The sequence below is a fragment of the Streptomyces sp. NRRL F-6492 genome, from assembly GCF_001280125.1.
GTDB lineage: Bacteria > Actinomycetota > Actinomycetes > Streptomycetales > Streptomycetaceae > Streptomyces.
In genome coordinates this window covers 1-21,253 of record NZ_LGEG01000008.1, presented here as the reverse complement: position 1 = coordinate 21,253, position 21,253 = coordinate 1, and the positions used below count along the sequence as shown (strand labels likewise).

Sequence of the window (21,253 nt, the reverse complement as noted above, 5' to 3'; positions counted from 1 at the left end):
CTTGCCGTTGCCCGCGAGGTTGTACTTCAGGGCGACGACCTTGTCCGCGCCGTAGATCTCCTTGGCCTTGGCCTCGGTGATGCCGACGGAGGCGACCTCCGGGTGGCAGTAGGTCACCCGCGGCACGCCGTCGTAGTCGATCGGGACGGTCTTCAGACCGGCCAGGCGCTCGGCGACCAGGATGCCCTCGGCGAAGCCGACGTGCGCGAGCTGGAGGGTGGGCACGAGGTCGCCGACGGCCGAGATGGTCGGCACGTTGGTGCGCATGTACTCGTCGGCCAGGACGTAGCCGCGGTCCATCGCGACGCCCTGCTCCTCGTAGCCCAGACCGGCCGAGACCGGGCCGCGGCCGATGGCGACCAGCAGCACCTCGGCCTCGAAGGTCTTGCCGTCGGCCAGGGTCACCCTGACGCCGTTGTCGGTGTACTGGGCGGACTGGAAGAAGGTGCCGAGGTTGAACTTGATGCCGCGCTTGCGGAACGCGCGCTCAAGGAGCTTCGAGCTGTTCTCGTCCTCGACCGGCACCAGGTGCTTCATGCCCTCGATGACGGTGACGTCGGTGCCGAAGGACTTCCACGCCGAGGCGAACTCGACGCCGATCACGCCGCCGCCCAGGATGATCGCCGACTGCGGGACCCGGTCCAGGCCCAGCGCGTGGTCGGAGGTGATGATCCGGTTGCCGTCGATCTCCAGGCCCGGCAGCGACTTGGGCACCGAGCCGGTGGCCAGCAGGACGTGACGGCCCTCGACCCGGCGGCCGTCGACGTCGACGGAGGTCGGGGAGGAGAGGTGGCCGGTGCCCTCGATGTAGGTCACCTTGCGGGAGGCGACCAGGCCCTGCAGACCCTTGTACAGGCCCGCGATCACGTCGTCCTTGTACTTGTGCACGCCCTTGATGTCGATGCCCTCGAAGGAGGCCTTGACACCGAACTGCTCCGCCTCGCGCGCCTGGTCGGCGACCTCGCCGGCGTGCAGCAGGGCCTTCGTCGGGATGCAGCCGTTGTGCAGGCAGGTGCCGCCGAGCTTGTTCTTCTCGATCAGTGCGACGTCCAGGCCCAGCTGCGCTCCGCGCAGCGCCGCGGCGTAACCGCCGCTACCGCCGCCGAGGATCACTAGGTCGAAAACGGTGCTGGCGTCGTTCGCCACGTCACGTCCTCCATGCATGTGCGCTCGTCGCCGGTCGTCCATGACCGGGCGGCGGCTGGTGTTCGGCCGCTTATTTTCGGCCCTGTGATGGGGGCCCTGTCCTGCCGAGAACCCATCTTCGCACTTGTTGACGGATGGCGGGACGCGGGGCCGTTCTCCGAGACGGCCGATCGTCCGTGAGGAGGGGCCGGGACGGTGTGCGGACCTACGGAATCCGTCGCGATCACGCCGTGAGCGAACGGGACCGGACGGGCCGGACGGGAGGAACGGGACGGGGACGGCCCCGGGCGCGCAGCCCGGGGCCGTCCCCGTCACACGGGGTCACCCGCCGCTCAGAGCTCGCCCTCGGCGGCCCGCTCGGCCAGGCGCACCAGGGTGCGGACCGAGGAGCCGGTGCCGCCCTTGGGGGTGTAGCCGTACGGGGCGCCCTCGTGGTAGGCCGGGCCCGCGATGTCCAGGTGGGCCCAGGTGATGCCCTCGCCCACGAACTCCTGGAGGAACAGGCCGGCGACCAGGCCGCCGCCCATCCGCTCGCCCATGTTGGCGATGTCGGCGGTGGGGGAGTCCATGCCCTTGCGCAGGTCCGCCGGGAGCGGCATCGGCCAGGACGCCTCGCCGACCTCCTCCGCGATCTCGTGGATCGTGGAGCGGAACTCGTCGTCGTTGGCCATGATGCCGAAGGTGCGGCTGCCGAGCGCCATCATCATCGCGCCGGTCAGGGTCGCCACGTCGACGATCGCGTCCGGGTTCTCCTCGGAGGCGCGGGTCAGCGCGTCGGCCAGGACCAGGCGGCCCTCGGCGTCGGTGTTCAGGACCTCGACGGTCTTGCCGCTGTACATGCGCAGGACGTCGCCCGGGCGGGTGGCGGAGCCGGACGGCATGTTCTCGGCGAGCGCCAGCCAGCCGGTGACGTTGGCCTCCAGGCCGAGGCGGGCCGCGGCGACGACGGTGGAGAACACGGCGGCGGCGCCGCTCATGTCGCACTTCATCGTCTCGTTGTGCCCGGCCGGCTTCAGGGAGATGCCGCCCGAGTCGTAGGTGATGCCCTTGCCGACCAGGGCGAGGGTCTTCTCCGCCTTCGGGTGGGTGTAGGCGACGCGGACCAGGCGCGGCGGGTTCTCCGAGCCGACGCCGACGCCGAGGATGCCGCCGTAACCGCCCTTGGCGAGGGCCTTCTCGTCGAGGACCTGGACCTTGAGGCCGTGCTCCTTGCCGGCGGTCTGCACCGCGGCGGCGAAGGCGGCCGGGGTCAGGTCGTTCGGCGGGGTGTTGATCAGGTCACGGGCGCGGTTGATCTCCTCCGCGACGGCCTGGGCGCGCTCGGCGGCGGCCTTGTGGGCCTTGTCACGCGGCTTGGCGCCGAGCAGGGCGACCTCGGCCGGCGGCCGCTTCGCGTCCTTGCCGACCTCCTGGTACGCGGTGAAGGCGTACGCGCCGAGCAGGGCGCCCTCCGCGACGGCGGAGACGGCCTCGGCCTCGGCGACGGGCAGGGCGAACGCGGCCTTCTTCGCGCCGAAGAGCGCGCGGGCCGCGGTGCCGGCGGCGCGGCGCAGGGTCTCCGTGCCGTACGCCTCGCCGTCCTCGGGGGCACCGCCCAGGCCGACGACCAGGACGACGGGGGCCTTGAGGCCGGCGGGGGCGGGCAGCTTCGTCGCCTCACCCTCGGCACCCGAGGCGCCCAGGGTCTCCAGGACGGCGGCGAGCCGGCCGTCGAAGGCCTTGTCGACGGCCTCGGCTCCGGGAGCGACGATCAGCTCCTTCCCGGACTTGGCGATGCCGACGACGAGGGCGTCGGCGCGCAGCGTCGCCGCACCGGCAGTGCTGAGAGTGAGAGCAGTCACGGTGGTGAATTCTCGCTTCCATTGAGTTCTGTGGCGGTCGAGGGATGGGCCGACCGTGCCCGCCGCATCGTATTTCGGCCCGGAGAGCGCCGGGAACGAGCCTACGCTCGCTCACCCGGTTCGCTCACGGCGACGTTGATTCACTCATCCGTGGTGTCTCTTTCATGTTTACCGGCCAGGGTCGGGGAGCTCCCCTCACACTCACCTCATTCACGCAAGGGCGACGCCCTCGCCTTCGCACCATCTGCAACATCTCCACAGGTTCGCCCGGTCCCGTCCCGGTCCGGCGCGGTCCTGCAGAGGGGGGAAACCACCGATGGAATCCGGCCGAATCCGTATGCCCAGAAACGCGTCCGGCACCGCCCCGGGCGACCGCGCCCCGTCCCGCACCGCCCGCACCGGATCCCGTACGGGCCGGATCGCGGCCCTCGCCGCCGCCGCGCTCATCGCCACCGTCGTGCCGTCCGCGCAGGCCGCCACCGCCCCGGCGCCCCGCGTCGACCTCACCGTCCTCGTCGTCGACGACGGCGGCAGCGCGGTCGGGGCGATCACCGCCGAGCTGAAGGGCTCCGGCGTCCCGTACCGCAGGATCGACCTCAACGACCCGAACCGCCCGGTCCTGAACCAGGCCTTCCTCAGCGACACGGTCGACGGGCGGCCCCGCGCCAAGTACCAGGGCGTCGTCCTGCCCCACGAGACCGCCTTCGGCCCCGACTCCGCCGAGCACACCGCGCTCCAGGCCTACGAGCGGACCTTCGGGATCCCGCAGGTCGACGCCTACACCTGGTCGCACCCGGGCGTCGGCCTCGACTACACCAGCGACGGCGGCCTGTCCGGCGTCCTCGACGGGGTCACCACCTCCGTCACCCCCGCCGGGAAGGCGGGCCCCTTCCGCTACCTGGCCGGCTCGCTCACCTTCGAGGACAACGACCCCACGATCGCCGAGAGCTACGGCTACGCGGGCCGCCCCCGCGCCGGCTACACCAGCTACCTCGACGTGCCCGTCGACGGCGCGGGCGGCGGCCGGGCCAGCCTCGTCGGCGAGTACGCCGCCGACGGGCGCCGCGAACTCGTCGTCACCTTCGCCTACAACCAGTACCAGCGGCAGTACCGGGCGCTCGCCCGCGGCATCGTCGAATGGCTCACCCAGGGCGTCCACCTCGGCCGGAGCCGCAACTACCTCTCCGTCCACGTCGACGACGTCTTCGCCCCCGACGCCCGCTGGGACTCCGCGCTCAACTGCACCCCCGGCGACTTCGACTGCGCCGGCGACGACGGCGGGGGCGCGAACCCGATCCGCATGACCGTCGCGGACGCCCAGTACGCCGCCGCCTGGCAGAAGGCCTCCGGCCTCACCCTCGACATGGTCTACAACGGCGGCCAGGGCGAGCAGTGGAAGACCGAGCACGGCGGCTCCGACCCGCTCACCGACCGGCTCGTCGCCGACCGCGCCCAGTACCGGTGGATCAACCACACCTACACCCACCCCTTCCTCGGCTGCGTCCAGGACAACACCGTCGTGCCCTGGCGGTGCGCCACGGACGCCAAGGGCGACACCCTCTGGGTGAGCCGCGCCGAACTGTCCGCGCAGATCCGCGACAACCACGACTGGGCCGTCCGCAAGGGCATCGCCGTCGACCGCTCCGAACTCGTCACCGGCGAGCACTCCGGCCTGAGGACCCTGCCCCAGCAGCCCGTCGACAACCCCCACCTCGCCGGCGCCCTCGCCGACAACGGCGTGAAGTGGACCGGCAGCGACAACTCCCGCGAGCCGCGGCAGCGCGCGCTCACCACCGCCTCCGGCGCCGCGAAGACCGTGCCCCGCCACCCCATGAACGTGTACTACAACGTGGGCACCGCCGCCGAGATGGCCGACGAGTACAACTGGGTCTACACCTCCCGCGCCGACGGCGGCAGCGGCATCTGCGAGTCCAACCCGGCCTCCACCTGCCTGCCCGCCCCGCTGCCCCCCGCCACCGGCTACGCCGACCACATCGTCCCGCAGGAGGCGCGGACCGCGCTCTCCCACGTCCTCGGCAACGACCCGCGCCCGCACTACGTGCACCAGTCCAACCTGGCCGAGGAGCGGCTCCTCTACCCCGTCCTCGACCGCGTACTGGCCGACTACCGGGCCCTGTTCGCGCCCAGCGCGCCCCTGGTCAACCCCGCCCAGCGGGACGTCGGCACCGAGCTGACCCTCCGCACCGCCTGGGACCAGGCCCTCGCCGCCGGGAAGGTCACCGCCTACCGGATCGGCACCACCGTCACCGTCAAGGCGCCCTCCGGCGTCACCGCCCCCGTGACCGCCCCCGAGGGCACCCGCAAGAAGCTGCTCCTCGGCACCACCGCCTTCGGCACGGCCTACGCCGGCACCCGCTCCGCGTGGACCTCGCCCGAACCGCTCCAGACCGCCGTCACCCTCACGATCCCGACCACCTGACCCAGCACGTTCCGGGGGGAACCGAACATGCCGAGCAGTGGCAGTCACGTCACCATGCTCACCGAAGGCACCTATCCGCACGTCCACGGCGGGGTCAGCACCTGGTGCGACCAACTCGTCCGGGGCATGCCCGAGGTGGACTTCGAGATCCTCGCCCTCACCGGCAGCGGACGCGAGCCCGTCACCTGGGACCTGCCGTCCAACGTCACCCGGCACACCGCGTTCCCCCTCTGGGGCCCCTCGCGGGGCCCGGCCGCGCCCGTCCGCGCGCGCCGGGCCCCGCGGGGGCGGGATCACCGCCGCTTCCTCGACACCTACGAGCGGCTCCTGCTCTCCCTCCTCGACCCGGGAACCGGCTACGACTTCGGCGCGAGCCTGTACGAACTGGCCGCGCTCGCCCGGCGGGGACGGCTGACCGCCGCCCTGCGCTCCGAGGCGGCCCTGCGCTCCCTGATGTGGACGTGGAGCATGCCGCACCTGCCGACCCGCGCGGCCCGGCCCACCGTCCACGACGCGCTCACCGCCACCGACCTGCTCGAACACGCCCTGCGCCCGCTCGCCGCCCGGATATCCACCGGCGGTGTGGCGCACGCCGTCTCCAGCGGCCTCGCCACGCTGCCGGCCCTCGCCGCGCAGCACTTCGAAGGGGTCCCCTTCCTGCTGACCGAACACGGCATCTACCTGCGCGAGCGGTACCTCGGCTACCGCACCGAGACGCAGCCCTGGCCCGTCAAGGCCCTGATGCTCGCCTTCTACCGCGAGCTCAACACCCTCGGCTACCGCAAGGCCGACCTCATCACCCCCTGCAACCAGTACAACCGGCGCTGGGAGGAGCGCGGCGGCGCCCCCGCCGACCGCATCCGCACCGTCTACAACGGCGTCGACCCGGCCCTCTTCCCCGAGGCCGGCCCCGAGCCCGCGACCCCCACCCTCAGCTGGTGCGGACGCGTCGACCCCATCAAGGACCTGGAGACCCTGATCCGGGCGTACGCGATCTGCCGCGCCGAACTCCCCGCGCTGCGGCTGCGGCTGTTCGGCCCGGTGCCCGCCGGGAACGAGGACTACCGGACCCGCCTGGAGAAGCTCGCCGCCGAACTGGGCGTCACCGACGGCGTCTCCTTCGAGGGCCGCGTCTCCGACGTCCCCTCGGCCTACGCGGCCGGCAGCGTGGTCGTGCTCTCCTCCATCAGCGAGGGCTTCCCCTTCTCCCTCATCGAGGCCATGTCCTGCGGCCGCGCCACCGTCTCCACGGACGTCGGAGGGGTGCGGGAGGCCGTCGGCGACACCGGACTCGTCGTCCCGCCCCGCGAACCGGCCGTCCTGGCCGCCGCCCTCTCCGCCCTCCTGGGCGACGGCGCCCGCCGCGCCGAACTGGGCCGCCTGGCCCGGCAGCGGGTCGTCGACCGCTTCACCCTGAACCGGTCGGTGGACGGCTTCCGCCGGATCTACCGCGAACTGGCGGACGAACGGCCACGCGCCCGCGTGGACCGCCCCGACCGCCCCGACCGCCCGGTCCCGAGGACCCGGACGGCCGGCACGTCCGCGCCCCGCCGCACCCCGGCGGCCCTCGTGGCGGGAGGCACCCCGGCATGAGCGGCTCCCTCTGGCTGAAACCCCCGAAGGAGGGGGCCACCCTCCCGGCGATCCCGAGACCCCGCCGGGAGGAGGCACCGAAGGCCCTGTACGCGGAGAGGACCCCGGACGCGGAGAAGGACCTGTACGCGGAGAGGACCCCGCACCAGGAGAAGTCCCCGCACCCGGAGAACGCCCCGGACCCGGACCTCGCCCCCGACCCCCTCGACGAACTCGCCCGGCGGATCGACGGGTTCGTCGCCGCCGCCGTGCACCCCGACGAGGTGGCCGCGCTCCTGGAGTCCGACGGCATGACCGACGACCACATCCGGCTCACCTACGGCCGCGCCGACTCCTTCGCCTTGGCCGAGGACCTCTACGCGCGCGTGGAGCGGCGCCACCCCGCACCGCAGGCGCCGCCCGCCGGGGCCCGGTTCGCCGGCCTCGCGCACTGCCTCCTGCGCGGGCTCGTCTTCGCGCTGCCCGGCCTCGCGTACGTCCTCGCCGCCCCGCTGCTCGCGGGGGAGCAGAGCCGGGCCGGGCTACCCGGCGGAACGGTTCCGCTGCTCGCCGGGGCCGTCACCGGCTGGGTCTGGAACCAGGCCCTGTCCCACCGCGCGTACACCTGGCTCGGCCTCGGCGACCGGCCCGCCGCCGCCCGCGCCCTGCTCACCGGCGCGCCCCCCGGCGTCCTCGCCGGGACGGGCGTCGCCCTCGCGGCCGCCGGGCCCGGCGAGACCCCGGCCGCCGTCTTCGCCGCCGGACAGGCGCTCTACCTCGCCGCCGCGACCGTCCTGCTGGTCCTCGGCCGCGAACGGGCCCTGCTCGGCGCCCTGGTGCCGCTCGCCGGGGCCGTCCCCGCCTTCCGCTGGGACCTGCCGGGACCCCTGCGGATCGGCCTCCTCCTCGCCTCCCTCGCCGCGGCCGTCGTCCTTGCCGCGCTCGTGCTCCGGCCGGGCCTCCGGCGGACGGCGGCGGGACGCGGCGGACCCCCGCGCGCGGCCTCCCTCCCGTACGGGCTCTTCGGGCTCGGCAGCGGCCTCCTGGTCCTGCACGCGGGCGTCGGCGCCACCCCGGTGAGCGGCGCGGGCGCCGTCGTCGCGCTCACCCTCTCCATGGGGCCCGCCGAATGGCTGCTGCACCGCTTCCGGGGCGAGAGCCTGACCCGGCTGCGGACCCTCACCACCGCCCGCGAGTTCCGGCGGGCGGTCACCGGCACCCTCGTCCTCTGCCTCGGCGGCTACCTCACCGTCCTCGTGTCCCTCGCCCTCGCCGTGACCCTGGCCTGGCCGGGGGCGCCCTGGCCGACGCTCCCCCGCCTGCTCGCCCTGCTCCTCGTCGGGACCGCGCTCTGGCTCGGACTGCTCCTCCAGGCCTTCGGTGCGGTGCTCGGCGCCGCCACCGTCTGCCTGCTCGCGGCCGCCGCGCAGACCGCGCTGCCCGCGGCGGGCCCGGCGGCGACCGGGGGAGCGGCGGCCGCGCTGGCCGTCCTCACCTGTGTTCTGCTGGTACGACCCACCGCCCACCGCGCGTAGAGGATGCGATGACGACCCCGTCCCTCCTGGTGCCGTTCTACGAGCACCCGGCCGAACGCCCCGACGCCTGGGCGGCGCTGGTCGGCGCGGCGCCCTCCCTGTACGGCGTCGTGCTCAACCCGGCGAGCGGCGCGGGCCCGGCCCCCGACCCGGCGTTCGCCGGAGCGGCCGGCCGGCTGCGGGCGGCCGGGGTCCGGGTCCTCGGCTACGTGGACACGGCCTACGGGCGCCGCCCGCAGGCCGAGGTCGTCGGCGAACTGCTGCGCCACCGCGACTGGTACGGCACCGACGGCGCCTTCCTGGACCAGGTGGCGACCGCGCGCGGCGCCCTCGCCCACTACCGCCGGATCGCGGTCGCCGCCCGGGCCGCCGGGGCCGCGATCCTGGTCTTCAACCACGGGGCCCGGCCGGACCCCGGCTACGAGGCCCAGGCCGACCTGCTCGTCACCTTCGAGGGCCCCTGGGACACCTACCGCACCCTCGACCTGCCGGTCGCCGCCCACTACTGCCACCTGGTCTACGCCGCCCCCGCCGGATTCCGCCCCGCCACCCCGGTGCACTGCGCCGTCCCCGGCACGGGCGCACACCCCTGGGGCACCCTCCCGCACCTCCTGGAGCCCGCCCGATGAGACGTTCGGCGCCCCTGCTCGCGGGGCTGCTGCTCCTCGCCACCGCCTGTACGACGACGGCCCCTCCCCCCGACGCCAAGCGCGCGGAGGAGCGCTGGCGGCCGAAGCCCGGCCTCGCCTGGCAGTGGCAGCTCAGCGGCCGGCTCGACCCGGCGGTCGACGTCCCCGTGTACGACATCGACGGCTTCGACCACCCGGCCTCCGCCGTGGAGGACCTGCACGCCCGGGGCCGCAAGGTGATCTGCTACCTCTCCACCGGAGCCTGGGAGGACTTCCGCCCGGACGCCGACCGCTTCCCGAAGGCCCTGCTCGGCCGGGGCAACGGCTGGAAGGGCGAGCGCTGGCTCGACGTCCGCCGCACCGACGTCCTCGGCCCCCTGATGGCCGAACGCCTCGACATGTGCCGCGACAAGGGCTTCGACGCCGTCGAGCCCGACAACATGGACGGCTACAAGAACCGCACCGGCTTCCCCCTCACCGCCGCCGACCAGCTCCGCTACAACCGCCTGATCGCCCGTCTGGCCCACGAGCGCGGCCTCGCGGTCGGCCTCAAGAACGACCTCGACCAGATCCCCGAGCTCCTCCCGGACTTCGACTTCGCGGTCAACGAGCAGTGCGCCCAGTACGACGAGTGCGACCGCCTCACCCCGTTCGTGAAGGCCGGCAAGGCCGTCTTCCACGTCGAGTACGAGCTGACCACCGACCGGTTCTGCCCGCGGTCCCGGCGCCTCGGCCTGAGCTCCATGCTCAAGAAGTACGAACTCGGGGTCTGGCGCAGGCCCTGCTGAGGCCCCTCAGCCCAGCGTCAGCGCCATCAGGGCCGCCGTCGCCGCCGCCTCCTCCACCGCCCCGAACACGTCGCCCGTGACCCCGCCGAACCGGCGCACGCACCGGCGCAGCAGCAGCGCCGCCGCGCCCAGGGCGGCGCCGGCCGCCAGGACGTTGCGGACGGCGTCGTACGGGGAGAGCAGCAGGCCCGCCCCGGCGGCCAGGGCCAGGAAGGCGGCCGTCACCAGGGTCGCGGACCGGACCGGGACCGTCGCGGCGACGATCGCGCCGAGCCCCTCGGGGCGGGCCGCCGGGACGCCGTGGCGGGAGGCGTGGGTGAGGGCGAGGCGGGCGACGGCGGCGGCGAGGACGGCGGCGACGGCCCCGTGCGCCCAGCCCTCCTCGTACAGGTGGGAGAGCGCGGCGACCTGGGCGAACAGGACGAGGACCACGGCGATCACGCCGAACGGGCCGATGTCCGACTGCTTCATGATGCGCAGCGCGTCTTCGGCGGGCTTGGCGCTGCCGAGGCCGTCGGCGGTGTCGGCGAGGCCGTCGAGGTGGAGGCCCCGGGTGAGGACGGCGGGAACGGCGGCGGTGACGACGGCCGCGAGCAGCGGACCCGAGCCGAGCAGCAGGAACGTCCCGCCGAGCGCGGCGGAGGCCAGACCGACGGTCAGCCCGGCGAGCGGGGCGCAGAGCATGCCGGCGCGCGCCGCGTCCCGGTCCCAGCGGGTGATGCGGGCGGGGAGCACCGTGAGGGTGCCGAAGGCGAAACGCAGGCCGTCCATCCGGGCAGGGTAATCGTCGCTTCCGGGCGGTAGATTGCGCATAACGCGCATTTCGGAAGGGGGTGGCATGGGTCACTGGTTCTCGCGGAACATCCTCGAACCGGGGAAGCTCCCCCTGTTCCTCGCCCTGACCTCATTTGTCGTGACGTTCCTGGTCACACGGACCATCACCCGTCTCATCCGGGCGGGGAAGGGGCCCTTCGGGAACGTTTCCTCGGGCGGGCTCCACATCCATCATGTCGTGCCCGGCGTGGTCCTCTCCGTGGTCGGCGGCTTCGGCGCGGTGGGCAGCGGCCGGCACGGCGTCGGCGCGGCCGTCTTCGCCGTCGTCTTCGGGATCGGCGCCGGGCTCGTCCTGGACGAGTTCGCGCTGATCCTCCACCTCGACGACGTGTACTGGAGCGAGGACGGCCGCAAGAGCGTCGAGGTGGTCGTGCTCACCGCGGCCCTGGTCATGCTCGCCCTGAGCGGCTTCTCGCCGCTCGGCGTGAACGACGTGTCCGAGGAGGAGCGCCAGGACCGGGCCGCCTTCATCGCCACCATCGTGCTCAACTTCCTCTTCATCCTGGTCAGTCTGGTGAAGGGGAAGTTCCGGATGGCCGTGATGGGGGTCTTCGTCCCCTTCGTGGCGCTCGTCGGCGCCGCCCGGCTCGCCCGCCCCGGCTCCTGGTGGTCCAAGCGCTTCTACCGCCGCCGCCACCGGGCCAGGGCCCGCTCCCGGCTCCGCACGTACCGCCACGACCGGCGCTGGACCAAGGTGCGCCGCCGCCTTCAGGACCTGATCGGCGGCTTCCAGGAGCGCGTCTCGGGCCCCGGCTCGACCCCGCCCTGACGCCGCTCGCGCCAGGAGACGACCGCGATCAGGACGAGGGCGGCGGCGATGGCCGCCAGGTGCTCCTTGCCCGCCAGGTTCGGCTTGATCACGACCTCCACGACCATCGCGAGGACCACGAGGCCGCCGGTCCAGCGGGCGCGGTAACGCCAGCAGACGTAGACGGCGAGGCCCACCACGGCCGCCGACGGGCCGGTGTCGACCACGAGCGCGTCGGAGGCCGGCAGGCCGAACGGGCTGTCCGGGCCGATCGCGATGCCCACGCGCGCGTAGAGCGTGCCGGCCAGCGTCGCCAGATAGGCGACGGCGAGCGTCCGCCGGCGCCCGAGGCAGATCTCGGCGATCCCGAACACGAGCAGCACCTGCGCGAGGGCGCCCCACACGGGCAGGTCGAGCGCGGGCACGAAGAGCGAGAGGGGGGTGCGGAGCAGCGCGAGCCAGAGCGGGTCCTCGGCCCGTACGAAGCCGATGTCGTGGACCGGTCCGTAACCCCGGTCCTGGTTCTGCACGACCTGGAACAGGGCCGTCAGGCAGACCGCCGCCAGCGTCATGGGTATCGCCCGCCACCGCTTCGTGACGAGCGCCGTCCGCACGGTGGTGAACAGCGGCCCCCACTCGCGGCGGGCGAACCCCCGGACGCCGCCGCCCCGGGAGGTCCCGCTCAACGCCCGCCCTCCAGATGTCTGCGGTGCAGCCACTTCGGCAGCCCCGGGGCCTCCAGGAAGCCCTCGGCCCGCCCGGCGGCCAGGCCGATGCGCAACAGGTCGGCGCTCTTCTCGAAGAGCATGAATCGGGGCTCCCAGATCGGTCGGTACTTGGCGTTGGCGCGGTACAGCGACTCGATCTGCCACCACCGGGAGAAGAAGCTGAGCAGCGAACGCCACATCCGCAGCACCGGCCCCGCCCCGAGCTTCGAGCCGCGTTCGAAGACGGAGCGGAACATCGCGAAGTTCAGCGAGACCTGAGTGATCCCGATCTCCTCGGCGCGCTGGAGGAGTTCGATGACCATGAACTCCATCAGACCGTTCTCGGACTCCCGGTCACGGCGCATCAGGTCGAGCGAGAGCCCCTTCGGCCCCCACGGCACGAACGAGAGCAGCGCCCGCAGCTCCCCCTCCCCGTCGGTGCACTCCAGCATCACGCAGCGGCCGTCCCGGGAGTCGCCGAGCCGGCCGAGCGCCATCGAGAAGCCGCGCTCGGTCGCCCCGTCCCGCCAGTCGTCCGCCTTGCGCACCAGCGCGGCCATCTCCTCGGCGGGGATGTCCTCGTGGCGCCGGATCCGGACCTCGTACCCGGCCCGCTTGACCCGGTTGAAGGCCTGCCGGACCGTCCGCATGGCCCGTCCGTCGAGCGTGAACTCGTCCGTCTCCACGATGGCCTCGTCACCCAGCTCCAGGGCGTCCAGGCCGTGCCGGGCGTAGATCGTCCCGGCCTCCTCGCCCGCGCCCATCACCGCCGGGATCCAGCCGTGCTCGCGCGCCTCGGCCAGCCAGGGCTCGATGGCGCCCGGCCAGGCCTCGGGATCCCCGATCGGGTCGCCCGACGCCAGGGAGACCCCGCCGACCACCCGGTAGACGACGGCCGCCTTCTCGCTCGGCGACCACACCACGCTCTTCTCGCGGCGCAGCGCGAAGTAGCCCAGCGAGTCGCGGTCCCCGTGCCTGTCGAGCAGGGCCCGCAGCCGCTCCTCGTCCTTCTCGGTCAGCGGGTCGACGGCCCGGCGGGAGCGGAAGGCGGCGAAGAGCACCGCGACGAGCAGCAGCGTGGACAGGACGTTGATCGTGACGTCGACCCAGCCGGGGGGCGCGATCCCGGGGAACCGCGAGTCGTCGGAGGCCAGCGTGACGAGCCGCATCAGGCCGTACCGCCAGCGGTCCGGGAAGGTGGAACGGCCGGAGGAGGTGTTGGTGACGGTCACCAGGAGGGCGGCGAGCAGCGAGGTGACGAGCAGCCCGCCGACCGCCACGACCGCGGCGAGCAGCGGGTTGGAGCGGTCGCCCTTCGCGTAGAACTCCTTGCGGCCGAGCAGCAGCGCGAGCACGAAGGCGGCGGTCAGGACCAGCGAGACCCAGTTCTGGGCGTGCCGCCGGATCTCCGGGAAGAGCATCACCAGCGCGAAGAGCAGCAGGAAGAGCCCGCCGAGCACCAGGTTGAGGATCCACGCGGCCCGTTTGCGGCGGCGCATGGTGATCGCCAGGAAGAGGGTGAACACCCCCGAGGCGAAACCGGCCGTGAGCAGGTACGGCGTGAAGTAGTCGTCCTCGTTGTGGCGGCGCAGGTCCTGTCCGAACGAGACCCAGACGGCGCTCAGGAAATTGATGAACGTGACGACGCGCAGGTACCAGACGGCGAACGCGGCGCTGCGCCGCGAACGGGCGGTGGTGCCCCGGGGCGCTCCTTCGGCGGACAAACGGACCTCTCCCATGAAAAGCGATCATATGGGGCACCGCTTGCCGTGCGGCGACGCCGGAGGCGGCCGCACGCGCGTCGCGTGCGGCCGCCCCGGAGACGAGATGAGTCCGCCGTCCTCCCCGTCAGGCCCCGGGGGTTCCCGGGGTGTCGCCCCCGCCGTCCGGAGTGGTCGGATCCGGACGCTCGGGCAGCTCCGCGGCGAACGCCGCCGCGGCCTGGACCAGGGGGAGCGCGAGCAGTGCCCCGGTTCCCTCACCCACATGGACGCCGTGGTCGAGCAACGGGTTGAGCGCCATCCGGTCCAGTGCCTTCGACTGCGCCGGCTCGCCGCTCACCTGGCCCGCCAGCCACCAGTCCGGCGCCCGGAACGCCGCCCGCTGCGCCACGAGCGCGCAGGCCGCCCCCACCACGCCGTCCAGGATCACCGGCATCCGCCGCACCGACGCCTGGAGCAGGAAGCCGGTCATCGCCGCCAGGTCCGCCCCGCCGACCGCCGCGAGCAGCGCCGGCTGGTCGCCGAGGACCGGCCGGGCCCGCCGCAGCGCGTCCCGCACCGCCGCGCACTTGCGCATCCACGCCAGGTCGTCGATCCCCGCGCCGCCCCGGCCGGTCACCACCGAGGCGTCCGTCCCGCACAGGGCCGCGATCAGGGTGGACGCCGGGGTCGTGCCGCCGACGCTCAGGTCCCCGAGCACCACCAGATCGGTGCCCGAGTCCGCCTCCTCGTCCGCGATCGCGACACCCAGCCGGATCGCGGCCTCGGCCTCCTCCGGCGTCAGCGCGTCCTCCACGTCGATCCGGCCGCTGCCGCGCCGGATCCGGTGCCGCACGACCTCGGCGGGCAGCAGCTCCGGGTCGCAGTCCAGACCGGCGTCCACGACCCGCACCGGCACGTTCGCCGCGCGGGCCAGGACGGCCACCGGGCTCGCCCCGTCCAGGACCGCCCGCACCAGCTCGTGCGCGGTGCCGGCCGGGCGCCCCGACACGTCGAGCGAGGCGACCCCGTGGTCGCCCGCGAACAGGACGACCCTGGGCTGCTCGATCGCCCGCACCTTCACCGAGGCCTGCGCGGCGGACAGCCACTCGCCCAGCTCGTCGAGGCGGCCGAGCGCCCCCGGCGGCACCACGAGACGCTCCCGGCGTTCCTCGGCGTCACGCCGTATCCCCCCGTCGGGGCGCTCGATCAGATCGGAGAAGTCGTCCAGGTTCACGGTTCCGCCTTGAAACACATCAGCGAGGGCCATCGGTGCTCGCACCCTACCCGCGCAGTACCAGCGCCTGCCCCGCGACCACGAGCACCACCTGCTCGCACTCGTCCGCGAAGGCCGCGTTCAGCCGGCCCAGCTCGTCCCGGAAGCGGCGCCCCGCAGCCGTCGCGGGCACCACGCCCGAGCCGACCTCGTTCGTCACCGCCACGACCGTGCGGCGCGTCGCCCGCACCGCCGCCACCAGCTCCGCCGTCCGCTTCCGCAGCGCCTCCTCCCCGCCGCCCGCCCACGCCTCGTCGTCCCAGGCGCCCACCTCGTCCATGGCGTGCGTCAGCCACAGCGACAGGCAGTCGACGAGCAGCGCGGGCCCGTCCGCCGCCAGCAGGGGTACGAGGTCGCAGGTCTCGGCGGTACGCCACGAACCCGGCCGCCGCTCCCGGTGCAGTCCGACCCGCTGCGCCCACTCCGGGTCCCCCTCCCGGGTCCCGCCGGTCGCCACGTACAGCACCTCGGGGAAGGTCTCCAGGCGCCGCTCGGCCTCCACCGACTTCCCCGAGCGGGCCCCGCCGGTCACCAGGGTCCGCCGGGGCACGTCCGGCGCCTCGTGGTACTCGCCCGTGTACAGCGTCGCCCCGTCCGGCACCGCCCGCGCCCCCGCCGCCGCGAGCCGCCGGTCCAGCTCGGCGCCCGCCGGCGCGTCGTGGTCCAGGTGCGCCGCGATCACGTCCGTGGCCGGGCCGACGGCGCCGCTCGCCCGCATCCGGGCCAGCCCGTCCGGACGGCCCGTCACATCGGCCACCACCACGTCGTACTGCTCCCGGTGGTCGTCCCCGAGGCCCGCCGGGGCCCCGCCGGGCGGCAGGTACAGCAGCCGCTCGCCGTCCGCCGAGGTCACCTCGTACCCGGTGCCGGGGGAGTCCATCGCCACCGCCCGCACCCGGTGTCCGCTGATGAGCGTCAACTCGCGTCCGTCCGGCACCCTCCCGGCCGTCGGCAGTCCGGCCGGCAGCTCCACGGCCGGCCCGTCGTGCGGATGCGTGAGCAGCACCTGGCGGACGTTGACGAGCGAGTGCCCCGACCGGGCCGCCGCGAGGGCGGCCCCGGGGGTCAGATCGAGCAGCAGGGCCCCGTCCACGAGCAGCGCGGTCGCGCCGCGCGCGCGTGGCCCCCGGGAGAGCGCGCACACGGCGCAGGGGCAGTCGGGACGGGGGAGGCCGAGCGGGGCGCCGGTGCCGAGCAGAGTCAGTTCCACCCTCAGATCCTCCCGCGCCGCCGCGAGGCGTGCGCGCCCGGCTACGCTGCGGGCAGGAAACCGATCATCCGGTGAGCGCCAGGAGGCGGACATGGCATGGACGTGGCGGTTCGAGAAGTCCGACGGCACGGAGGTCGAGCCGGTGGTGACCCCCGAGGAGTTCACCACCCAGGGCGACGCGGAGAGCTGGATCGGCGAACACTGGCGTGACCTGCTGGGCGGCGGCGCCGACCAGGTCACCCTCTCGGAGGACGGCACGAAGATCTACGGCCCGATGCCCCTGAACGCGGAGGGCTAGGGCGCCCGGCGGCCGGGGGAGGGCGCGGGGCCCTCGGTCCCGCGCCCTCCTGGGCTCCGGGACCGACGGGGCCCGCCCCTCGGCTTCCGGGGCCGGTGAGCCCCGCGCCCTCGCGGACCCCGGGGCCGACTGGACCCCGCGCTCCCTCGGCTCCCGGGCCGACCGGGTCCCGCGCTTCCTGGGCTCCCGGGGCCGACTGGACCTCGCGTCTCCTGGGCTCCCGGGGCCGACCGGGCCCCGCACCCTCTCGGCTCCCAGGTCGACTGGACCCCGCGCCCTCTCGATTTCCGGAGCCGCCGGGTCCCGTACCCCCTCGGCATCCGCGAGCGAGTCGCCCGGTGGCCTCTCCGGCCGGAGGCCTCGCGGTCCGGCCGGCACCCGTCACATCTCGCCCAGCGTGACCTCGGTCTTCTCCGTCTCCGTGCCCCGCACGTACGTCACCTGCACCTTCTCGCCCGGCTTCCGCGAGGCCAGCGCCTCCGACAGGGAGGTGATCGTGGTGATGCCGGTGTCGCCGAGCCGTGTGATCACGTCGCCCGGCTTCAGGCCCGCCCGGCCCGCCGCCCCGTTCGCCGGCGCCTCGACCACCGCGACGCCCGCCGGCTCGTAGTCGTCGTCCAGGACCGTGCGCCCGGTGATGTTCAGGGCCGCCCGGCCCGAGTCCGTCACCTTGCCGTCCTTGACGATCTGGTCCGCGACCGTCCGCACCATCGACGCGGGGATGGCGAAGCCGATGCCGGGCGCCGAGCCGCCGCCCATCTCCGGGTCGGACGCTGCGAGCGTCGGGATGCCGACGACCTCGCCGTCCAGGTTCACCAGGGCGCCGCCGCTGTTCCCCGGATTGATCGCGGCCGACGTCTGCACCATGTTCCCGATGGTCGCGCCCGTACCGCCGCCCGCCCGCCCCTCGCTGACCGTCCGGCCGGTGGCCGAGACGATGCCCTGGGTCACGCTGCCGGAGAGACCGAGCGGGGAGCCCATCGCCAGCACGATCTGCCCCATGTCGACGGTGGAGGAGTCCCCGAACCTCGCCGCCTTCAGCCCCTGCGGCACGTTCTCCAGGCGGATCACGGCGAGGTCCTGCTCGGGGTACGAGGCGACCAGCCGCGCCGTCACCGGCTGCCCGCCGGTGGCCGCCGTGACCTTGAAGCTCTTCTCCTGGCCGACCACGTGCGCGTTGGTGACGACGTGCCCCTTGTCGTCGTAGACGACCCCCGAGCCGAGGCTGTTCGCCGCGTCGATCTGCACGACCGACGGCAGGACGTCCTTGATGACGGCCCGGTAGTCGTCCTCCAGCTCGTTGGCGGAGCGCGGCGCCGCCGCCCGGGTCGACCGCTCGGGACCGGCCGCGTCCCCGCCGGAGGAGCAGCCCCCGACGAGCACGGCGGCGCAGGCCCCGGCGGTCAGGGAGAGGAGGATGCGACGGGTACGGGCGTGGGCACGGGAGACGTCCATGTCCGGAGTATCCGTTTCCTCCCCGACCCGGGCCCGGCGAGCGCACCCGATCAGGGGGCCGCCCCCGGCCCCGCTACCCCCGCACCCCGCACAGGTGCAGCAGCGCCGCGATCCGCCGGTACGGGTCGGTGCGGCCCGCCCGCTCCTCGGCCGCGAACAGCCGGTCCAGCTCGTCGGCGGCCGGCAGGCCCACCTCGGCCGGGACGCCGTCGGTGAAGACCCGCACCCCGTACCAGGCGTGCAGCGGCGCCGCGATCCCCGCGAGCGTCGAGGTGAGCGCGTCGAGCCGGTCGGCCCGCACCTTCACCCCGTCGTCGTCGGTGTAGACGTCCGAGTCGAAGCCCGCGAGCGCCCCCGCCCAGTCCCCGGCGAGCCCCGGCCGCATGGCCAGGGCGTCGGCGTTGCGCACCACCAGGGAGAGCAGCCCCCCGGGGGCCAGCATCCGGGCCAGGCCCGCGAGCAGCGCGTCCGGCTCGTCCGCGTACATGAGCACGCCGTGGCAGAGGACCACGTCGAAGCTGCCGGGCAGGAAGTGCACCCCGGTCTCGCGCCCGTCGCCCTCGATCATCCGGACCCGCTCGCGGATCCCGGCGGGCTCGGTCGCCAGCGACTCGCGGGCCGCCTTCAGGAGTCCGGGATCGGCTTCGAGGCCGGTCACGGTGTGACCGGCCCTGGCCAGGCGCAGGGCCTGCGCGCCCGGCCCCATGCCCGCGTCGAGGATCCGCAGCCGCTGCCCCACGGGGTAGCGGCCGGTTATCTGCTCGTCGAGCTGGCGCGCGACGATCTCCTGGCGGATGGTGTCGCGCAGCCCGCCGGTCCCGGCGGGCCAGTGCGAGACGACGGGCAGCACGGGAGCGGCCGCCTCCGACGCGGACCCTTCGAACGGGGGGCCGCCCCACTCCGAGCGGTCGGCGCTCAGGGTCGCTCTCCGCGCTTGACCTGCGGCTTCGGCAGTCGCAGTCGGCGCATCTGGAGCGTACGCATCAGACCGTAGGCCACGGCTCCGCGCTTCGGCTCGTTCGGGAAGCGGGCGTTGAGCTGCTTCCTGAGCCGGATCCAGAGGCCGATCGAGTCGATGACGATCAGGATGATCACGCCGAGCCAGAGCAGCAGCGAGATGTTCTGCAGCGCCCGGTTGGCGTTGCCGAACAGCGACAGCACGAGGATCACCACGGCCATCGGCAGGAAGAACTCGGCGATCGCGAACCGCGAGTCCACGAAGTCGCGCACGAAGCGGCGCACCGGACCCTTGTCGCGGGCCGGCAGGTAACGCTCGTCGCCACTGGCCAGCGCCTCGCGCTGGCGGGCCAGGTCCGAGCGGCGTGCCTCGCGCTGGCGCTTGGCGGCCTCCTTGCGGTCGAGCGGCACCGTCGAGGCGCGACGGCGCTGGGACTGCGCCTCGCTCCGCTTCGGTGTCGGGCGGCCCTTGGGGGCCTCGGGGTCGCGGGGCTGCTGGGTGGAGAGGTCCGCCGTCACCTTGTCGGTGGGGGCCTTCTCGTCCTTCGAACGGCTACGGAACACAAAACCCAAGGGTACGGGGTGGGGGGCATGAACCCCATGCCGGGCGGGAACGATCCGCTAACGGACTGCGTCTTGGGCGGTACGTACGGGGAAGGGCCACGGGTTTCCCCCGACTCCGTCTACTCCCTGCGCGGGAGGGGGCGCCGCACGCGGTCGTCCTTGGGGAGGAGCGCATCCCGCTCCGAACAGTGCGGTAATGGAGTCGGGGCCCGTACTGTGGACCTTGTCGAAGAGCTGGAGCCGAGTCCGTCAGAAGGGGGCGCGCGAAGCCCATGAGCGGTGTCATGAAGCGTATGGGGATGATCTTCCGCGCGAAGGCGAACAAGGCCCTTGACCGGGCCGAGGATCCGCGCGAGACGCTCGACTACTCCTACCAGAAGCAGCTGGAGCTGCTGCAGAAGGTGCGGCGGGGCGTCGCCGACGTCGCCACCTCCCGCAAGCGGCTCGAACTCCAGCTGAACCAGCTGCAGGGCCAGTCCGCCAAGCTGGAGGACCAGGGCCGCAAGGCGCTGGCGCTCGGCCGCGAGGACCTGGCGCGCGAGGCGCTGTCCCGGCGGGCCGCGCTCCAGCAGCAGGTCAGCGACCTGGAGGTGCAGCACCAGACGCTCCAGGGCGAGGAGGAGAAGCTCACCCTCGCCGCCCAGCGTCTCCAGGCCAAGGTCGACGCCTTCCGCACCAAGAAGGAGACGATCAAGGCGACCTACACGGCGGCCCAGGCCCAGACCCGGATCGCGGAGTCCTTCTCCGGCATCTCGGAGGAGATGAGCGACGTCGGCGTGGCGATCCAGCGGGCCGAGGACAAGACCGCCCAGCTCCAGGCGCGCGCCGGCGCGATCGACGAGCTGCTCGCCTCGGGCGCCCTGGACGACCAGTCCGGGCTCGCGAAGGACGACATCCAGGCGGAGCTGGACCGGCTGTCCGGCGGTACGGACGTCGAGCTGGAGCTCCAGCGGATGAAGGCCGAGCTGGCCGGCGGCCCGTCGGCGCAGCAGCAGGCGCTGGAGGGCGGCAACGGCACGGCGGCGCCGCAGCAGCAGAACCAGCAGCAGTCCCACCCGCGCTTCGAGAAGTAACCCTCGGTTCTCCGGAAGAACAGGACGCGTCATGATCGTACGGATCATGGGGGAGGGCCAGTGGAAGCTGGCCGACAGCCACTTCGCCGAGTTGAACCGGCTCGACGACGAACTGCTCGCGGAGATGGAGACCGGGGACACGGACGGCTTCCGGCGGACGCTCGGCGCCCTCCTCGACGCGGTCCGGCGCCTCGGCGACCCGCTCCCCGACGACGTCCTGGAGCCGTCCGAACTGATCCTCCCGGCTCCGGACGCGAGCCTCGAAGAGGTCAGGAAGATGCTCTCCGACGACGGCCTCATCCCCGGCTGACGCTTCCGCCCGCGAAGGTCCCGGCCCCCCTCGGGGTCCGGGACCTTCGCGCTGCCGGGCCCGCCGCCGACCACGGCGAGAGGGCCACCCCGACGGCCCCCGCGCCCGTACCGGACGCCCGGCCGGTCCGTACCGCCCCGACCCGCTCCGTACCGCCCCCGGCCCACTCC

The 21,253-nt window shown here is 73.9% G+C and carries 19 protein-coding genes; 9 read left to right on the top strand and 10 right to left on the bottom strand.

Annotated features, from left to right (window positions below; translation table 11 throughout):
• Positions 1–1,146: dihydrolipoyl dehydrogenase (locus ADL08_RS02610; RefSeq protein ID WP_053640375.1), on the bottom strand; the 1,146-nt coding region annotated here is incomplete at its 3' end.
• 332 nt (positions 1,147–1,478) lie between these two features.
• Positions 1,479–2,987 carry a leucyl aminopeptidase gene (locus tag ADL08_RS02605; RefSeq protein WP_053640374.1) on the bottom strand — a complete coding sequence of 503 codons (1,509 nt, stop codon included), beginning with the start codon at positions 2,985–2,987 and terminating at the stop codon, positions 1,479–1,481.
• Positions 2,988–3,303: 316 nt separating this feature from the next.
• Between ADL08_RS02605 and ADL08_RS02600 the strand changes: the two genes are divergently transcribed.
• Genes ADL08_RS02600 through ADL08_RS02580 form a run of 5 tightly spaced genes read left to right on the top strand, consistent with a single transcriptional unit; the run spans position 3,304 to position 9,951 of the window.
• The gene (locus ADL08_RS02600; RefSeq protein WP_078967939.1) at positions 3,304–5,427 is read left to right on the top strand and encodes a hypothetical protein; all 2,124 of its coding nucleotides are present in this window, start codon (positions 3,304–3,306) and stop codon (positions 5,425–5,427) included.
• 27 nt (positions 5,428–5,454) lie between these two features.
• The gene (gene pelF / locus ADL08_RS02595; protein WP_053640373.1) at positions 5,455–7,020 is read left to right on the top strand and encodes a GT4 family glycosyltransferase PelF; all 1,566 of its coding nucleotides are present in this window, start codon (positions 5,455–5,457) and stop codon (positions 7,018–7,020) included.
• Positions 7,017–8,534, top strand: coding sequence for a hypothetical protein (locus ADL08_RS02590; RefSeq protein WP_053640372.1), 1,518 nt, complete (start codon positions 7,017–7,019; stop codon positions 8,532–8,534). Before pelF ends, ADL08_RS02590 begins: the two co-directional genes overlap by 4 nt.
• Positions 8,535–8,542: 8 nt before the next feature.
• A complete protein-coding gene (locus tag ADL08_RS02585; protein WP_053640371.1) occupies positions 8,543–9,163 on the top strand; it encodes a spherulation-specific family 4 protein in 621 nt (206 codons plus the stop codon).
• Entirely contained in the window at positions 9,160–9,951 is a 792-nt protein-coding gene (locus ADL08_RS02580) for an endo alpha-1,4 polygalactosaminidase (protein ID WP_053640370.1), read from the top strand. The genes ADL08_RS02585 and ADL08_RS02580 overlap by 4 nt, the downstream gene beginning before the upstream one ends.
• 6 nt (positions 9,952–9,957) lie before the next feature.
• Here ADL08_RS02580 and cobS read toward each other — a convergent pair whose 3' ends face one another.
• A complete protein-coding gene (cobS, locus tag ADL08_RS02575) occupies positions 9,958–10,764 on the bottom strand; it encodes an adenosylcobinamide-GDP ribazoletransferase (protein WP_053640369.1) in 807 nt (268 codons plus the stop codon).
• Positions 10,765–10,789: 25 nt separating this feature from the next.
• Here cobS and ADL08_RS02570 point away from each other — a divergent pair, with 25 nt between their 5' ends.
• Positions 10,790–11,554: a hypothetical protein gene (locus ADL08_RS02570; protein ID WP_053640368.1), complete on the top strand. Its 765-nt coding sequence runs from the start codon at positions 10,790–10,792 to the stop codon at positions 11,552–11,554.
• On the opposite strand, the gene ADL08_RS37505 is transcribed toward ADL08_RS02570, so the two are convergent.
• The 4 genes from ADL08_RS37505 to ADL08_RS02550 form a co-directional block, all read right to left on the bottom strand.
• Complete coding sequence (locus ADL08_RS37505; protein ID WP_053640367.1) at positions 11,494–12,219, bottom strand: hypothetical protein; 726 nt, start codon at positions 12,217–12,219, stop codon at positions 11,494–11,496. The genes ADL08_RS02570 and ADL08_RS37505 overlap by 61 nt on opposite strands.
• Positions 12,216–13,979 (bottom strand): phosphatidylglycerol lysyltransferase domain-containing protein, encoded by a 1,764-nt coding sequence (locus tag ADL08_RS02560; protein WP_053640366.1) that lies wholly within the window; start codon positions 13,977–13,979, stop codon positions 12,216–12,218. The genes ADL08_RS37505 and ADL08_RS02560 overlap by 4 nt, the downstream gene beginning before the upstream one ends.
• A gap of 109 nt (positions 13,980–14,088) precedes the next feature.
• Positions 14,089–15,177 carry a nicotinate-nucleotide--dimethylbenzimidazole phosphoribosyltransferase gene (cobT, locus tag ADL08_RS02555; protein WP_199836938.1) on the bottom strand — a complete coding sequence of 363 codons (1,089 nt, stop codon included), beginning with the start codon at positions 15,175–15,177 and terminating at the stop codon, positions 14,089–14,091.
• Between the two features lie 46 nt (positions 15,178–15,223).
• On the bottom strand, positions 15,224–16,426 hold the full coding sequence (locus ADL08_RS02550) for a bifunctional adenosylcobinamide kinase/adenosylcobinamide-phosphate guanylyltransferase (RefSeq protein ID WP_053640364.1): 1,203 nt from the start codon (positions 16,424–16,426) through the stop codon (positions 15,224–15,226).
• Between the two features lie 91 nt (positions 16,427–16,517).
• On the opposite strand from ADL08_RS02550, the gene ADL08_RS02545 reads away from it, so the two are divergent.
• The gene (locus ADL08_RS02545; RefSeq protein ID WP_030205728.1) at positions 16,518–16,724 is read left to right on the top strand and encodes a hypothetical protein; all 207 of its coding nucleotides are present in this window, start codon (positions 16,518–16,520) and stop codon (positions 16,722–16,724) included.
• Between the two features lie 381 nt (positions 16,725–17,105).
• Here the strand turns inward: ADL08_RS02545 and ADL08_RS02540 are convergent, their stop codons facing one another.
• From ADL08_RS02540 to ADL08_RS02530, 3 genes are all read right to left on the bottom strand, one after another.
• A complete protein-coding gene (locus ADL08_RS02540; protein WP_053640363.1) occupies positions 17,106–18,179 on the bottom strand; it encodes a trypsin-like peptidase domain-containing protein in 1,074 nt (357 codons plus the stop codon).
• A 73-nt stretch (positions 18,180–18,252) separates the two neighbouring features.
• A complete protein-coding gene (locus tag ADL08_RS02535; protein WP_078967940.1) occupies positions 18,253–19,029 on the bottom strand; it encodes a class I SAM-dependent methyltransferase in 777 nt (258 codons plus the stop codon).
• A 65-nt stretch (positions 19,030–19,094) separates the two neighbouring features.
• On the bottom strand, positions 19,095–19,700 hold the full coding sequence (locus ADL08_RS02530) for a DUF3043 domain-containing protein (protein WP_053640362.1): 606 nt from the start codon (positions 19,698–19,700) through the stop codon (positions 19,095–19,097).
• A gap of 272 nt (positions 19,701–19,972) precedes the next feature.
• On the opposite strand from ADL08_RS02530, the gene ADL08_RS02525 reads away from it, so the two are divergent.
• Together ADL08_RS02525 and pspAA are read left to right on the top strand one after the other, a co-directional pair.
• The gene (locus ADL08_RS02525; protein WP_078967941.1) at positions 19,973–20,773 is read left to right on the top strand and encodes a PspA/IM30 family protein; all 801 of its coding nucleotides are present in this window, start codon (positions 19,973–19,975) and stop codon (positions 20,771–20,773) included.
• A 31-nt stretch (positions 20,774–20,804) separates the two neighbouring features.
• Entirely contained in the window at positions 20,805–21,083 is a 279-nt protein-coding gene (gene pspAA / locus ADL08_RS02520) for a PspA-associated protein PspAA (RefSeq protein WP_053640360.1), read from the top strand.
• The last annotated feature ends 170 nt before the right edge of the window (positions 21,084–21,253 follow it).